The sequence below is a fragment of the Bacillus sp. MSP13 genome, from assembly GCF_000815295.1.
GTDB classification, from domain to species: domain Bacteria; phylum Bacillota; class Bacilli; order Bacillales; family Bacillaceae; genus Bacillus; species Bacillus vallismortis.
The window spans coordinates 436,109-451,301 of record NZ_JXAQ01000011.1 but is presented as its reverse complement, the minus strand read 5'-3'; the positions used below and the strand labels follow the sequence as shown (position 1 = coordinate 451,301).

12 protein-coding genes and 1 pseudogene are annotated in these 15,193 nt (G+C 45.9%); 1 reads left to right on the top strand and 12 read right to left on the bottom strand.

What is annotated here, in order from left to right:
- Positions 1 to 123: 123 nt before the first annotated feature.
- From SC79_RS14420 to SC79_RS14395, 6 genes are all read right to left on the bottom strand, one after another.
- Positions 124 to 1,596 carry a nicotinate phosphoribosyltransferase gene (locus SC79_RS14420; protein ID WP_010329913.1) on the bottom strand — a complete coding sequence of 491 codons (1,473 nt, stop codon included), beginning with the start codon at positions 1,594 to 1,596 and terminating at the stop codon, positions 124 to 126.
- A gap of 15 nt (positions 1,597 to 1,611) precedes the next feature.
- Positions 1,612 to 2,163 (bottom strand): cysteine hydrolase family protein, encoded by a 552-nt coding sequence (locus SC79_RS14415; RefSeq protein WP_010329914.1) that lies wholly within the window; start codon positions 2,161 to 2,163, stop codon positions 1,612 to 1,614.
- Between the two features lie 95 nt (positions 2,164 to 2,258).
- Positions 2,259 to 2,657, bottom strand: coding sequence for a YueI family protein (locus tag SC79_RS14410; RefSeq protein ID WP_039075632.1), 399 nt, complete (start codon positions 2,655 to 2,657; stop codon positions 2,259 to 2,261).
- Between the two features lie 70 nt (positions 2,658 to 2,727).
- The gene (locus SC79_RS14405; protein ID WP_039075631.1) at positions 2,728 to 2,979 is read right to left on the bottom strand and encodes a YueH family protein; all 252 of its coding nucleotides are present in this window, start codon (positions 2,977 to 2,979) and stop codon (positions 2,728 to 2,730) included.
- 73 nt (positions 2,980 to 3,052) lie between these two features.
- Positions 3,053 to 3,274, bottom strand: coding sequence for a spore germination protein (locus SC79_RS14400; RefSeq protein ID WP_039075630.1), 222 nt, complete (start codon positions 3,272 to 3,274; stop codon positions 3,053 to 3,055).
- A gap of 59 nt (positions 3,275 to 3,333) precedes the next feature.
- On the bottom strand, positions 3,334 to 4,443 hold the full coding sequence (locus SC79_RS14395) for an AI-2E family transporter (protein WP_039075629.1): 1,110 nt from the start codon (positions 4,441 to 4,443) through the stop codon (positions 3,334 to 3,336).
- Between the two features lie 114 nt (positions 4,444 to 4,557).
- Between SC79_RS14395 and SC79_RS14390 the strand changes: the two are divergent.
- A pseudogene (locus SC79_RS14390) lies at positions 4,558 to 4,952 on the top strand (DUF2283 domain-containing protein).
- 40 nt (positions 4,953 to 4,992) lie between these two features.
- Here the strand turns inward: SC79_RS14390 and SC79_RS14385 are convergent.
- From SC79_RS14385 to essC, 6 genes are all read right to left on the bottom strand, one after another.
- Positions 4,993 to 5,229, bottom strand: a complete 237-nt coding sequence (locus tag SC79_RS14385; RefSeq protein WP_010329921.1) for a YuzF family protein — start codon at positions 5,227 to 5,229, stop codon at positions 4,993 to 4,995.
- Positions 5,230 to 5,420: 191 nt separating this feature from the next.
- Positions 5,421 to 5,951: an HD domain-containing protein gene (locus SC79_RS14380; protein WP_039075628.1), complete on the bottom strand. Its 531-nt coding sequence runs from the start codon at positions 5,949 to 5,951 to the stop codon at positions 5,421 to 5,423.
- A gap of 196 nt (positions 5,952 to 6,147) precedes the next feature.
- Positions 6,148 to 6,879 carry a (S)-benzoin forming benzil reductase gene (locus SC79_RS14375; protein WP_039075627.1) on the bottom strand — a complete coding sequence of 244 codons (732 nt, stop codon included), beginning with the start codon at positions 6,877 to 6,879 and terminating at the stop codon, positions 6,148 to 6,150.
- A 63-nt stretch (positions 6,880 to 6,942) separates the two neighbouring features.
- Positions 6,943 to 7,398 (bottom strand): type VII secretion protein EssA, encoded by a 456-nt coding sequence (essA, locus tag SC79_RS14370; RefSeq protein ID WP_082022736.1) that lies wholly within the window; start codon positions 7,396 to 7,398, stop codon positions 6,943 to 6,945.
- 31 nt (positions 7,399 to 7,429) lie between these two features.
- The gene (gene esaA, locus SC79_RS14365) at positions 7,430 to 10,660 is read right to left on the bottom strand and encodes a type VII secretion protein EsaA (protein WP_039075626.1); all 3,231 of its coding nucleotides are present in this window, start codon (positions 10,658 to 10,660) and stop codon (positions 7,430 to 7,432) included.
- Positions 10,657 to 15,144 (bottom strand): type VII secretion protein EssC, encoded by a 4,488-nt coding sequence (essC, locus tag SC79_RS14360; RefSeq protein WP_039075625.1) that lies wholly within the window; start codon positions 15,142 to 15,144, stop codon positions 10,657 to 10,659. Before essC ends, esaA begins: the two co-directional genes overlap by 4 nt.
- Between the last annotated feature and the right edge of the window lie 49 nt (positions 15,145 to 15,193).

Below are 15,193 nucleotides of genomic sequence, written 5' to 3'. Positions count from 1 at the left end.
CTCCTTACAATACGCGCGGCATTCACTCTAAGTATATCAAATAATTTGACGAAAATTGTCTAATCATGAAAATAATATTCATAAAGAAAACTGGCCTCCTCGCGAACGAAAGGCCAGTTTTCTTTATTCTTCCTCAAACTTTTCATCAAGTTGGCTTTTGACTTCGTGAATCCGCTGCATTTTGTTGCTCCAGCAGTCCTCACTTAAATCAACCGGATATTCTTCCGGCTTGCTGATTCTCTTATATTCCTCCCACAGCAGGCTGAGGTTATCCTGTACATACTGCTGGATGTCTGATATCTCAGGGTTTTGGTAGCAAAGAATACCCTTTTCAAAAATCAGCTCATGAAGATCTTTCGCATAAAAATTCGTGACAAATTTGCTGATGAATGTATGAACCGGGTGGAACATTCTGAGCCGCTTCTGATCATTCACTTGCTCATCATAAAGGGCAATATAGTCGCCTTCTGAATGATGATTGGACTGATTGATAATGCGGTACACTTTCTTTCTGCCCGGCGTCGTCACTTTTTCAGGATTGGACGAAATTTTGATTGTGTCGACCATTTTCCCGTCTTCTTCAATGGCTACAAGCTTGTAAACTGCGCCGAGAGCAGGCTGGTCATAGGCAGTGATCAGCTTCGTGCCGACACCCCAGACATCAATGCGCGCTCCTTGAGCCTTTAAATTCATAATGGTATGCTCATCCAAGTCACTTGACGCAATGACTTTCGCGTCTGTAAACCCTGCTTCATCGAGCATTTTCCGGGCTTTTTTTGACAGGTACGCCAAATCGCCGCTGTCCAGACGGATGCCAATGAAGTTGATGCGGTCACCGAATTCCTTGGCAACCTTAATCGCATTCGGCATGCCTGAACGAAGCGTGTCATACGTGTCAACTAAAAAGACGCAATCCTTATGCGTTTCCGCGTATTTTTTGAAAGCTGTATATTCATCGCGGTAGGCCTGAACAAGCGCATGCGCATGAGTGCCGGAGACCGGGATATTAAAGCGCTTTCCGGCTCTTACATTGCTCGTCGCGCTGAAGCCGCCGATTAAGGCTGCTCTCGCTCCCCACATGGCCGCATCCATTTCATGCGCCCGTCTTGTTCCAAATTCAAGCGCGACTTCATCGCCAATGACGCCTTTAATCCGGGCAGCCTTTGTTGCAATTAATGTTTGGTAGTTCACAATGTTGAGCAAAGCCGTTTCAATCAGCTGCGCTTCTACAAGGGGGGCTTCCACCCTCATAATCGGCTCATTGTTGAATACGAGCTCTCCTTCTTTCATGGAATAAAGTGAACCTGTAAACGTTAAACCGCGCAAATATTCAATAAAATCTTCACGATACCCGAGTTCTTCCTGTAAATAATTCAGGTCGCTATCCGTAAACTTGAAATTTTCCAGGTATTCGATAGCTTTTTCTAAGCCCGCAAATACCGCATAGCCATTTTCAAACGGAAGCCTTCTGAAAAAAAGCTCAAAAATCGCTTTCTTTTCATGAATGCCGTCCCTCCAGTAGGTTTCGGCCATATTGATTTGATAAAGGTCTGTATGTAATGACAGGCTGTCATCTTTAAATCCATACTCTAACACTGTTTTTCCCCTTCCTTACTCTGCCACTTGCGCTCCGATGCTGTTTGCAAAATGGGAGAGAGCCCACGTGTGCCCCTCCTGATTAAAGCTAGCAACAGCCTGTTTATGCACAACAATCCGAAACCCTTTGTTGTATGCGTCAACCGCTGTATGCAACACACAAATATCTGTGCAGACGCCGGCAAGATGCAGTTCGCCAATCTGCCGCTCTCTGAGTTTGAGCTCTAAATCAGTACCCGCAAAAGCAGAATATCTCGTTTTTTCCATGTAGTATACATTTGGTTCCTGTTCATGTTTCTGATACAGAGGCAAAAGCTTTCCGTACAGATCTTTTCCTTTCGTGCCTTTGATATTATGCGGAGGAAAAAGACGGGTTTCAGGGTGATATTGATCCCCTTCATCATGAGAATCTACTGCAAATACGACGTAATCACCGTTTGTGATGAAGTCTTCAGTCAAATTGACGATCGCCTCTTCAATCATTCTGCCGGGCTCTCCGCAGGTCAATTTTCCGTCACTTGCGACAAAATCATTTGTATAATCAATGCAAATAAGTGCTTTTTTCATAGCCGGCCTCCCCGCCATCAGTATGAGAACATTATATCTTATCTCCAGTTGTAAGTGAATTGCCATGAATAAAAAGACAAACGGTTCGTTTGTCTTTAAGATTTCAGCACTGACCGGTTGAAAATGTCGTCCTGAATATATATCGATTCACGATTCACAGCGGTATCAGCCGCAATGACAAGCCCTAGAGGCGTACGAAACTGAAGATCAGATACGATCTTGAAATGCACTCCGTTCCGGTTCGCCATTTGGATATAAGGAGAATAAGACTGATACTGAAGCTTTCCATTAATCAAAAGAGTGATATTTTTGCTGTTTTTGAGCGTTCGCTCCGCTTCTTCATACGGTTTGCTTCTGAGGACCTGTCCTTTCGTCAGTGCTAAGAGCACTCTTTCCCTTAATGAGCCTAAAAACAAGTGGCGCTCGTCAGGCTTTGTTTCTAAGGGGCCGTACATTCCCTGCTGCAAATAGAGATCCATTTTATCATGACTCAAAAGCTCGTCCTCCCGTCTTGTTTGTCTTTATTATCACCTGATCAGGCAGGAGCTAAACTTTCAAGGCCGTTTACATTTCTGTTACCCAATGAATGATTTTTTTGGCCAGCTCACCTGCCGTATCTTCTTCCTCCGTATGCCGGCGCAAAGAGGTTTCCAGGCGTTCGGGCAGAGCCGCTTTATCTTCTTCATAAGAAATAACCGTGCTCCACTCCAGCTGTGGAACCGCTACAAGGGTGCGCAGTTCTTTTCTGTTTTCGTGCAAATACACGTCTGTGATCATTCCGGTTTGCGTATTGATATTCGCTTTTCTGATTTTCATCAAACATGACCTCTCTATTCAAAGACTACCCATATTATACAATAAAAAGCAACAGCCTCTCCTGAAAAGGCTGTTACCCGTTGAACGAAACTGTTTCATCAATGATATCGGCATCTTTGAAGAGAGTTTTACTCGTTTGGTTATTGATGCTCACAAAATCACCGAGCTGAAACGCGCCCGAGCCCGCGCCTGAGTGATCGACGCTTTTCGGCGAAATCGCAAACACATCTCCAAAGCTTGCCGCCGCATCACCTGATATTGACATAATATAAATCGGACCTACAATCGCAGGCATTTCCCCACCTCCGCATTGATTTACAGCATCATATGCAAAGAGGCGCAAATGGTGCCCGCCTATTCAGCGGGCTTCGCATTTTCTTCAAGGCGTGAGCGCGAACGCAGTTTGATGAGGCGGACAATATTCAGAAAGATTTCCTTCATTACCGCGTACACCGGCACCGCTAAAATCATGCCGAGAATGCCGCCGAAGCTTCCCGCTCCGATCAACAGCAAAATAATCGTAAGCGGATGCGTATTGAGCCGCTTCCCGATCACGAGAGGAGACAGCAGATTCCCGTCGAGCTGCTGAACGACGACAATCACAATAATCGCGAACAGCGCTTTGGCAGGCGAGTCCATAAAACCGACAATGACAGCCGGCGCTGCACCGAGAAAAGGCCCGACATAAGGAATGATATTGGTAATCGCCATCACAATCCCAAGAATCAGGGCGTATGGCACACCTGCGATTAAATACCCGATAAAACACGCTGTTCCGACAAAAAGACAGATTAACAGCTGTCCCTGAAAATAAGCCGCAAGCGTATCGGATAAATCTTTAAAAATCTTCAAGCCTTCCGTCCGATAAGAAGCGGGGAGAATTTTTACTGCCAAGTGCGGAAAGCGGTGTCCGTCTTTCAGCATATAAAAGAGGATAAAAGGAACAGTGATAATAACAATCGTGATGTTTGTCACGACGCCAAAAACCGCAGATAAACTGGACGTGATATTTTGCGGCAGGTTTTGGAGAAAACTTGTCAACGACTGTTCGATTTTTGATATTGATACATAATCCTGATTCATCATCCACGTAAACCATTGAGAATGGGACAAATCGTTTGTCAGCGACTGAATCTGTTTTATATAATCAGGAAGGTTGTTAAACAGCCCGGTCACTTGCGATGTAACGACAGGTCCGACTGACGCTGAAACAAAGGCAAGCAAACCGATGAATAGTAAATAGATCAATAGAATGGATAATGTCCGCGGGATTTTTTTCTCAAGCAGGCGGACAACCGGATTAAAAATGAAATACAAAATTCCCGCAATCAGCATCGGGAAAAACAGTGTCGAGATAAAAACAATGAACGGCTGAAACACAAATGAAACCTTTGTTGCGACATAAATAATGAGCAACACAAATAAAATCTGCAATGTCCAAAAATGGACTTTTGATTTCAACAAGCTTTGTTCCTCCTAGTTTTTCTTTGTCTGTCAGTTAAAAGGGCTTATCCCCCATCATTGTAACAAAAATAAACTCATATCAGAACTCTTAATGTGATGAAAGGAGTGTTGGCCATGAAGGCCGTGACATATGATAAAGAGTCAGAACTGGCTAATATTCATCTTCTTCCTCCGAATAAGCGCTGGAAAATACAGTCAGAGGAGCTTGAAGTCAATGATTGTATCCTGCTGGATATCGGCCTAGACGGCAAAATTTCCGGATTCGAATGTTTTGGTGAGCCAGCTTTGCTCTGTGCCCCGTATGCCGGGACATCCCGGATATATGTAAAAGATTCGATTCAGGCGGCTATCACTTTCGTGTCCGTCAACATGCTTCAGTACGTTCCAGCTATACAGTGCACGGTGTCACTTTTTGTTTTTCAGATGCCCGCTATCAGGAATTTGCTGGATTTGATCTTGATGAAACGATGTACCACAGTGCGTCTTTGCAGCGCTTAACTGAAAAATAGGACGTCACGGTGTACGCCTATTTTTCATGCGCAAGCACTGTTAAACCCGCTCACTGTAATCTGGCGTGACGGAAATCATGTGCTGGATCCTGATCAAACAAACGGAATTTCTGGCTCCTTCAATTGTGATATGGTCAGGGTTTACATCGATCAGTCTGCCTCTGACCGTATCTCGTACTGTCTGTATCACGAACCTTGAGCCGATGAGCTTTTTAATGGTCTGATAGACATAAGGATCGACTAAAGAGACCAGTTGCGGACTACCTTGGTTGACCATACTTTAATCCCCTTTTTATGTTTTATCTCAGCTTATGCCATTATGATGGATAATGACACAGGCTTTCCTGATAAAACCAAGGGGGTGCGGATCCTATAGGAGAAGAGGTTTGGAAGCGGGAGTAAAGGAAATGGCGGTGAAGCGGAGACAGCGAAGAAAGCTGGCGCTGTTCCGTGTGTAACAAGCGAGACTTATACAGACTTTATCGTCGATGCCTGGGCTTGGTCGATGAGCTGGTCCAGCTTTTCTATTTTTTCACGTGCCGTTGAAGAATCAATCTGGCGGTAATGATGGTGGCCGCCCGGCTCTTCATCAAGTTCGTCCGCTTTTTTGACAATCTGCTGCAGCGTGTTTTTCTCTAATTCGCCTTCAGGCAAATAGGAATCGGTATGAAGCAAAATGGCAAGGGCAATCTCTTTTGCGGCTTTCGGTTCCTCGCCAAGCCGAATTAAAAGCTTATGCGCCCGTTCCGCTCCTTTGATGGCATGAATGTCATTTCTTTTGTATTTCTCATAATCCCACTTGCCGTCTGTATACCATTCATAATGGCCGATATCATGCAGCAGCGCCGCTTTTGCAGCTACATCAGGGTTGATATCAGCCTTTATAGACAGCCTGTACGCATGGTAAGCGCAGGCAATCGCATGTGCCACACCGGAACGTTGGAGATACTTTTGTGCAATTGGATGGGTGAAAACATCCATTAATCTAACCTTTCTCATGGAAACCCCTCCTTTAGATATTTTTAGCATCCTAACATAATCTGCAGAGAAACTCAATTCTTATGTCACATCATTTTGTCTTCTTGTCATCATTGTTATACCCTAAAAGCAGCGTTTCAGTCAGTATATGCGGCTGTTCAACAGAGTGCGCGGGCGATTGCCTGTTTCATAAAAAAAAGAGCAGAAAATATCTGCTCTACAAAAACTCTTTTATATCGTAAACGCGGCCATTCTCCGTGCCTTTTTCTAATAAAGAAAGCAGGGTGCCAGCAATAAAGGCCGGACTGCGAAGGCTTCCTGTTTCATTTAATGTCCGGAACCGTTCGATGTCGTGGAAATCCTTTTTCGATGAAGAACGGATGACGGCTTGCATCTCAGTATCCATAACACCTGGCGAGAAGGAAATCATGTTCACCGGCAGTTCTTCATCCTCTTGTTCAAATCCGAATGTCCTCGTAAACATGTCGAGCCCGGCTTTTGAGCTGCAATATGCGCTCCAGCCCTTGTATGGATTTTTGGCGGCGCCCGACGTAATGTTGACGACTGTCTTTTTGCCGCTGTATAAAGCAAACCGTTTTGTAAACAGCTGGCTCAAGAGCACGGGCGCTGTCAGGTTCAGCTGATAATGGCGCTGCAGCTCGTCAAGTGACGCTTCGCCGGCGCGTTTGATCGGCGTTACCATTCCGGCGTTATTGATCAGGGCAATACCTGAATAACGATCTGGATTGATGGATGAAAGCAACGTTTCAAATTGCTGTTCAGCTTCTTCGAGATGGATAAGGTCTATTTGATGCTGCGTCAGTTTTTTATGAGAGAGATCAGTTTTTGTTCTGGACAAGGCATGGACTTCATGGCCCTTCTCTAAAGCCTGTATGGCAATGGCTTCTCCCAGTCCTTTTGACGCTCCGGTAATGATATAAAGTTCCATTAGAAACCTCCTCCTTCCGTTCCTATTGTACGGTACCGCTTTTGAACAATACAAGCACACGGCCTACGCCTTTTTGTTCTCCTGCGCTGTGACTTTCGGGATGAGGAACACAATCCCTGCAATGCCGAGCAGAATTAGCACGACATACAAAATCGGAAGCAGCAGTGAAGATGTTGCTTCTTCTTCCTTTGTTTCCGTGGATGACGTCTTTGTGATTGGTTTTTCAGCAAACGTAATCCCGAGCTGTTTCGACTGGGCCGCAATCGTGTTGGATTCCTCAGCATCTGTCGATGTAAACAAATTTTTTATCAGCTCGGCGTCCTTGTCCTCCGGTTGATCAAAGGTGATATCCTTCTGTTCCTCCGGCAGTTCTGTTTTCTCTTCATAGTAGGAATCTTCATGCAAATAATTCGTATCGATTTCGATGTCTTTTTTCTTATATTGGTTTGGCGCGACATCTGTGTTTTCTTCGGTTTCGGCAGCGGCGGCAGAGGGTATGAAAAGGGAAAAGGAGAGCATACAAATCATGATCCCCTTTTCCATGATGCGATTACGCTTCATACGTTTCATCGCTTTCTGCTGTTTTTTCGGCCATCAGCCGGATCACAAGCGGCAGAGCCGCGGCAATCACCGTAATGACCAGCAGAACCGTTATTCCCATTGTAAACAAGTGCCCTGTGCCATACTGGATGTCGATAAATACTTTCGACACAGGGTCTTCAAATGTAAAGTTCGGCATAATCAAATCAATAAGCGGTGCGACGTAGAATAGAATCATCGCCGCTGAAGCAACCCATCCAGGAATTGAACCGAATCTGAACGCCGCCCGGATGAAGGCTGAGCTTGCCACGAGCAGGAGAATTGTAAATACAGACCACTTAATCGTCTGATCGTCCGGCAGCGAATAAATATTCAAACCGAACAAGCTGATCATGAGTCCGACAAGGATATTCAGAATTCCGAATAGCGCTCCTTTGACGAGAAGCGGCGCGTTTTGGTAATACGAGCTGAAATAGCCGATTAACAAGCTGCTGATCAACACAATGACTAGAATGACAACCGGCGGCACCGTCTGCGTTTTTTCCTCTGGAACCTCTCCGCTGATTTTAAGCGGATTCGCCAAGTAATCATATACATAGCCGTTGTTTTGCCCGTCTACTAATGTATTTCCCAATATGCCGTATACGTCGCTGCGGACAAGCTTTGTGGAGGCCACATTTTTCCCCCAGTTATTGTTTAATGTGTCGGCTTTCGCCTGAACATCATTGACGCTTTGCTGCATGTTGGTTGTGTAGTCAATAATGCCTGACTGGCGATCAGACAATGACCCCATCATGTCTGACATTTGCAGCACTTCCTGGCCGACCGTATCTTGGACACTCAGTGCCATTGTGCCAGACAGCCCGTCGTTACTGAACGTCGCAGCTTCCTGCGTTGCCCCTGTTGCCAGCTGTTCCGACGCTTTTGCGGCGCTGTCAGAGATGGTCGTCAGTTCATCGAGAACACCTGCTTGAGAGTCACGGATGAAGCCGCTGTAGTCTTCCGTGAATTTGGTCATGCCGTCGATGAAGCTGTTAATGTCTTCATCCGTTAGCATCATGTTGTTTTTGAGATCTTCCCAGCTTGCTGATTCTTCCGGTGTGAGAGCTAGGATTGATTTGACTTTTCCTTGCTGGCCGTCAATAGCATTCGTTTTTGCCGTGCTATCTATGGTTCCGGATAATACAGAGTCATATACAGATAGATATTGATAATATCTCATTAAATTGTAGATGCTTTCTGTATTGATTTCACCGGAGAATTGAAGCTGATTTTTATTTTCCAAATCGCGAATCGCGCTGTAAATCCCTTCAAACTCCCGCTTTCGTTTCGCTTCAAGGTTTCCAAGTTTCGTGTCGAGCTGTTTCACTTTATCTTTCAAGTCATCAATTTCATCATTGAGACCATCCATTTGCTCTTTAAGTTCTTCTAATTTCTTTTTCAGCTCTTCATTATGGGCAGTTTCTTTTTCTTTGAGCTCTTCTTCCATTTGCTTGATTCGCTCAGACGCTTTGCTGAGCTGTTCTTTTGCTTTTGCGATATCAGAAATCTCATCGTTTCCGGTTTGTTCTTCGTCCTCAGGCTGAGTCGTGCCACCGTCGCTTCCTGTATCTCCAGTATCTCCGGTTCCATCTTCATTTTCCAGCTGGATCATTTGAAGGGTTGCGTCAGATGATGCAGTTGGTTCGGCAGATGTGTCCGTTTCGGTTTGTCCGCTGTCTGACTCGCCGTTAGTGGCATCCCCGTTCTGATTCTGGCCGTCTGTTCCCGGCTGCTGGTCCTGATCCTGAGTGTTGCCGTCCGTTTGTCCGTCCGTTCCGGTATCACTGCTGTTGTCACCGTTTCCGGTGTCTCCCTGTGGTGTATCGGGATTTGTGTTGGTTCCGTCATCAGGGTTTGCCGGGGCGTCAGTGGACGGTTCATCTGTTACAGGGTCCTCTGGTGCCGGCTTCTCTTTTTCAGGCTCCTTCAGGTTGTCTGAAATGTCCTGAATGTCAGCGGCGATGCTTTTCAGTTCTTCCCGCTGTTTTTCAAGATCGATTTTCAGGTCTTCTGGATCTTCTTCCTTCGGTTCTTGATCTTGATCATCATTGTCAGCGCCGTCGTCTACGACTGGGTCGTCCCCTTTCTCAACTGTCAGGGCCTGACGCGCAGGTACAAGCAGCTCATAAACCTGATTTAATGCCGTTTGCCTTGAAGCGGCTTGATATTGTTCAATTAAATCACTTTGGATTTTTGCCATACCAAGCTCCTGCTGAGGCACTTGCCCCTCTCTCAGTTGCTGGGCTTTTGCCAACACTGTACTGGTTTGTGCAAGCTGTGTTTTCACTTGGCTGATTCCTGTTGCCAGTCCGCTCATGCGTTCGCTGAATTGGTTCGCCTTTTGCTGAGCTTGAATGGCATCAAGGCCTGTCTGGATTTGCTGCTGAGTGGCATCTTGGGCTGTCAAAAGCAGTTTTTTCTGATTTTCTTGATATTCTTTGTACCTTTCAACGGTATCAACGAATTCTTTCAGCGTGTTTTTGGCTTCTTCAGCTGTTGAAGCTTTTTCTTTTGTTGTGCCTTGCGCTTCATTCATTGATTTCTTCAGCTCATCGATTAAGTCTTTTTGCTGTTTGATTTCACCTGCTAAATCATTTGAGCTAGGTTTGTAAAAGTTGTACATGACATTTTGAAATTCAGATTCTTTATTGACGATATTGTCAAATTCTCCTCTGATGCTGTCTACTTTTTGTGACACAAAATTCCAATATAAGGCCGACATTTTTTTGTTCATATTCTTTTGCGCATCCTCGAGCTCACGCTGCACTTTTTCTTTGTTGACCGCATTCAGGTTATCCTGAATGCTGAATTCGAGCGTTGCTTTTTGAGGGCGGTCTTTATCATAGCTTAAAATGTTTTTTGAGAAGTCTGATGGAATGTAAACGATCGCATCGTATTTCTTTGATGCGAGACCGGTTTCGGCCGCGCTTCGGTTTACGACCGTCCACGAATAATCAGGGCGTGCTCCCAGAACGGCCGCTACTTCCTTGCCGAACTGGGCGGATTTGTCCTCTTCATCAGACTTCACTTCTTCACTCAATACGCCTGTGTCTTCATTCACCACCGCGATTTGCCGCGTTGAATTCGCTACTTTTTTCGCCGGGTCTTCCCCGATAAAACGGAAAAACAAAACCGGCAGCAGCAAAACGATGATGACGGCGGATATTAACTTGATCAAGCTTTTACGTTGTTCTGTCATCTAGCACTCTCCCTTTCAGCAGAACATAAAGGAATTTGAACTTTTTGCTCCTTCCCGTTTTCCACAACATATCCGAAGCCCGGCTGAATCTCAGGCTCCTGTCTTTGGTATGGAAGAGGAATAACATTTTGTTCAGATTTTTTCATCAGCAGAATGGCGTGGCGGATTTGCTTCATCTCTGTCGTCAAGGAGTCATAGCCTTTTGAGAATTCACTGTGGTTTCCGCCCGGAATAAAGCTGAAGCCAAGATGCGCGTATGATTTCATGAAGTTTGCCAGACGATCTTGTATTCTCGTATCAATTGTTTGTTGGAATCTTGTAATTCCGTCAATCATCAGCACTACTTGTGAGAATCTCAGATTTTGCGCGTCCCCCTGACGGACGGCTTCTACATACATGGCTTCTCTTGTTTTGAAAATGTCTTCTGCTGTATCTACCCACTGCTCAATGTCTTCTTTCGTTTCCAAGTATGAGACATCCGATTCCTTCGCATAATGGGATAAGCCGCGGTCAATCGAGTCAAACAGGCCGATCATTTCGGTTTCATCATCAATCAGATGTTCAAGCATGACTTTTAAGACGTTCGTTTTCCCGCGCTGGGTTTGGCCTAAAATCAGGCAGTGCTTATGCTTGCCCACATCAAAATAGACTGGGCTGACTGTTTCTTCATGAAGCCCGATCGGTACAGATAACGGCTTGCGTTCCAGCTTGAAGCGAAGAGAAAATTCTCTCGTCGACAAACGCTCAGGCAGCATCGGAATCGGTGCCGGCTGCTCCAGTGAAGCAAAGCGCTCCTGAAGATGCTGAACGTCTGCTTTCAGCCCGTTGAACATGCTGATATCATCATCCGCGTCAACAGGAAGGAACATTTGCGCGAAATAAAGTTCTTCCTTTTGAATGATGACGCGCCCCGGAATCGGTTCAAGATTGAACTTCGGCCGTCCATAAATCGAATATCCCTCAGATTGATCCATGAGATAGTGGACAACCTTGGTTTTCAGATTATTTAACAATGATTGGCGGACAGCATTCACCCGCGTGGCTGTCATCATGAAGTAGATGCCCAAGCTCTGCCCGTCTCTGGAAAGCTGGACAAACTCCGATTCAAGCTCATGCATTTCATCCTTGACGATGTCAAAGTTATCAATGGTGATGAAAATGAACGGAAGCTCTTCTTCGCTCAGCGCATTGTACATTTTAATGTGGCTGATTTCTTTTTCCCTGAACAGGCGTTTACGGCGGTCAATTTCTTCCTTGATCCGAATCATGAACTTTTCAATTTTTCGTGATTGGTCCATCAGGAAGTAGTCCGCGGTATGCGGCAGCTTCGCTAATGGCAGAAGCGTTCCGTTTCCGAAATCAAAGATATAGACATGAAGCTGTTCAGGTGTGTATACGTCCGCAAAGCTCATCAGGAACGTAGCGGCGGCAATTGATTTTCCGTAGCCGGAAGAGCCAAATATGCCGATATTTCCGTCTTCCATCATCTTATAAGCGATTGGCGCCTGTCTTTGCAGGTCAGGTTCATCGACATATGCGAAGTGGAAATGATCTTTTTCGCCTGAAGGGAAAAGAGTCCGCGGGATCCGTTCCTCGAGCGGCGGCAGCCATGGGCTTGCCAGCTTCTCAATTCCCATTTCATCTTGGATGCGTTCAATTTCATCCACTATGGCTTCGATTTCGGTTTGAACGTCTTTTTTCGCGATATCTTCGGTATCCACTTCAGAAAGCGGGATCAGGCCCGTATCCGTGACGATCGCGATTTCGTCCTCTGTTCCGTAGACTTCCTCTAAGTAAGGCGCTCCGCTCCAAGCGGATTGGAACAGCTCATACACTTCATTGTTGCCGACCTGTAAATACCCGCGTCCTGTCACGGTAATGTTGGCGGCATCACTGTTTTTCAAAATTTCTTTACTGTCGGTGGCATCCTGAACCTTCAGCGCCACTTTAAAGCGCGAGTTACTCCAAATCTGGTCGTCGATGATGCCGCCCGGCTTCTGTGTCGCCAAAATCAAATGAACACCCAGGCTTCGCCCGATACGCGCGGCACTGACAAGCTCTCTGATAAAATCAGGCTCCTCGCTCTTCAGCTCGGCGAACTCATCAGAAATTAAGAACAAGTGAGGCATTGCCACTTCTGTTTTTCCCTGCTTATACAGCTTTGTATAGTCATTGATGTGGTTGACTTGATATTGGTCAAACAGGCGCTGTCTTTTTTTCAGTTCGCTTTTAATGGAAGCGAGCGCACGCATACTGAAGTTTTTGCTTCCTTCAATATTTGTGATCGTGCCGAGCAGATGAGGAATATTGCGAAACGGCTGCGCCATTCCTCCGCCTTTGTAGTCAATCAATAAGAAAGCCGCTTCATGCGGGTGAAAATGCACCGCAAGTGACAAAATATACGTCTGGAGAAATTCACTTTTCCCTGATCCCGTCGTCCCTGCAAGCAGCCCATGCGGCCCGTGGGCTTTTTCGTGAAGGTTCAAGTAGACAATGTCATCTTTCCCCTTATAGCCGATCGGCACTGACAGCGACTTCGCTGATTCACTTGTCAGCCATTTTTGCTGAATGGCGATTTCCTTGACTTCCTTCGCATGGAAAAGCTCCAGGAACGATACCGTTTCCGGAATGGAATTCGTAATGCCGACCTGGTGATTCAGCGTCCGCAGCGTGCGTGAGAACCGTTCGTTGTCCCCGCGCTGATGATGATCGAGGCGGAACGGAATTCTTACCGCTTTTTTCTTTTGTATTAAAATGTCCCCTTCGTGCTCATTGATGTAGCGGACAAGAGTCGTAATGTTTTCTGACAAGCTTTCCTTTGTTTCCGCAGCAACAATTGTAGAAATGCCCAGATGCTCATGCTGCCCTTCTAAATATTCAAGAATGACGTGCTCTGAGATCAGCTGCTGATTTGTGATGACAAATATAAAATGCGGTTTAAACTGCAGTTTTTCTTTGTCATCTTCGAGATCGCGCTCTCTAATCAATTCATAAAGTGAGGACAGGAGCTGATCTCGGGTCTGCTCATTATAAATAAATCCTCTCGCATAAATATGGGGCATTTGAAATTGCGGCAGCCACTTCATCCACTCCCAGTCTTTATACTCTTCTTCATGAAAAATAAATACGAACCGCAAATCGTGATAGCTGTTGAAGAACGACAATTGTCCGATCAGCTGGTGAATCTCATTTTTCACAATTTGGGATTTACCGACAAGTCCCATCGGACCTTCCGCCAAATCGACCGTAACCGGCGCATTGCGGATGTCCTTATAGATACGCTGCATCTGCTGCGATTTCTCCATGAGGTCGTCGATATCGCGATTGGCCAAATCTCCGCCGCTCATATTGATTTCATAGCTTGAAGGGACTGTTCCCGTCCCAAGCCGCAGCTGGAGGTAATCCTTGCTTTCAAGCGATTTTTCCCAGATCCGGTCACTGATTTCACTAGTTAAGTATTTCATTTGCTCAAATGAAGGGAAGTGAAATTCAAGTACTTGCTTTTGCTTTTCAGCAAGCGCCTGAAGCTCTTTCCGCTTATTGTCTAAGTAAAGCTTGTACACACGCTCCCGTTTTTCCTCGCGTTTTTTCCGCTGGTTTTTATCGCGGAAATATTGCACCGTCGAGGTAATGAGAGTCATCATAAACATCGCCAGAGAAACGAGGATGAATATGCCGCGCGGCTGGATGATGGCGACAACGCCCATCACGATCAGCATCACAAGCGGAGGCAGAATGACGAGCCACAGCCCTCTATTGGTTTGATCGCTCTCTTGAGAGGGAAAACTGAAGGACACGCGGTCATCCGGCAGGTCGTACACCATTCGCGGCGTTCTTCTGTACTGCGGATATTTTTTCTGCATCTCTGTGCTCGGTTTGACCGTTTCTGTTAATGCAGTTTCAAACGGTGCAAAATGAACCACTTCTAATAGATCTTGTTCCGTCACTCTCATTTGCGTAAAGTTCCAGAAGATTTCATCTCCCGGCTGGAGCGTTGTATTGGCGTTGATCTTCTCTCCGTTTAAAAAGACCGTCCCGCTTTCAGGTTGAACCGACCAGCTTGGGCCGACACGAAGCAAAGAGAACCTGCTTTCTTCCGCGAAAGCAATATCTTGCGGATTCAGGTAAATATCCGCATTCGTGTCTTCTGATGAACAGATGATTTCATCACGATTCCCCGTAAAATAAACGGATTTCTCAGTCTCGCTGTCCGTCAAGATGAATCGTATATCCTGCTGATCCGTTTGGAGAGAAAATGATCCATCCGGCTCAATCATGCCGACACAATCATTTCCCAGGACAACTTCGTATTGGCCGCCGGATTCCTTTCTTTGAAGAGAAATCACTCCGTGTTCAAACGGAATGGTGCCGATCGTAACGGAATCCTTCACATCAGGCCCAATGGTCGCCGGGTGGGACGACGGGAGGTCAGACAGCTTCAGTTTTTGAACGTTATTTTGGTAAAAAACCCATAATAGACTCAAATGGCGAACCCCCTAACGGCCAAACGGCAGCATGCGATGACCTGCGCTT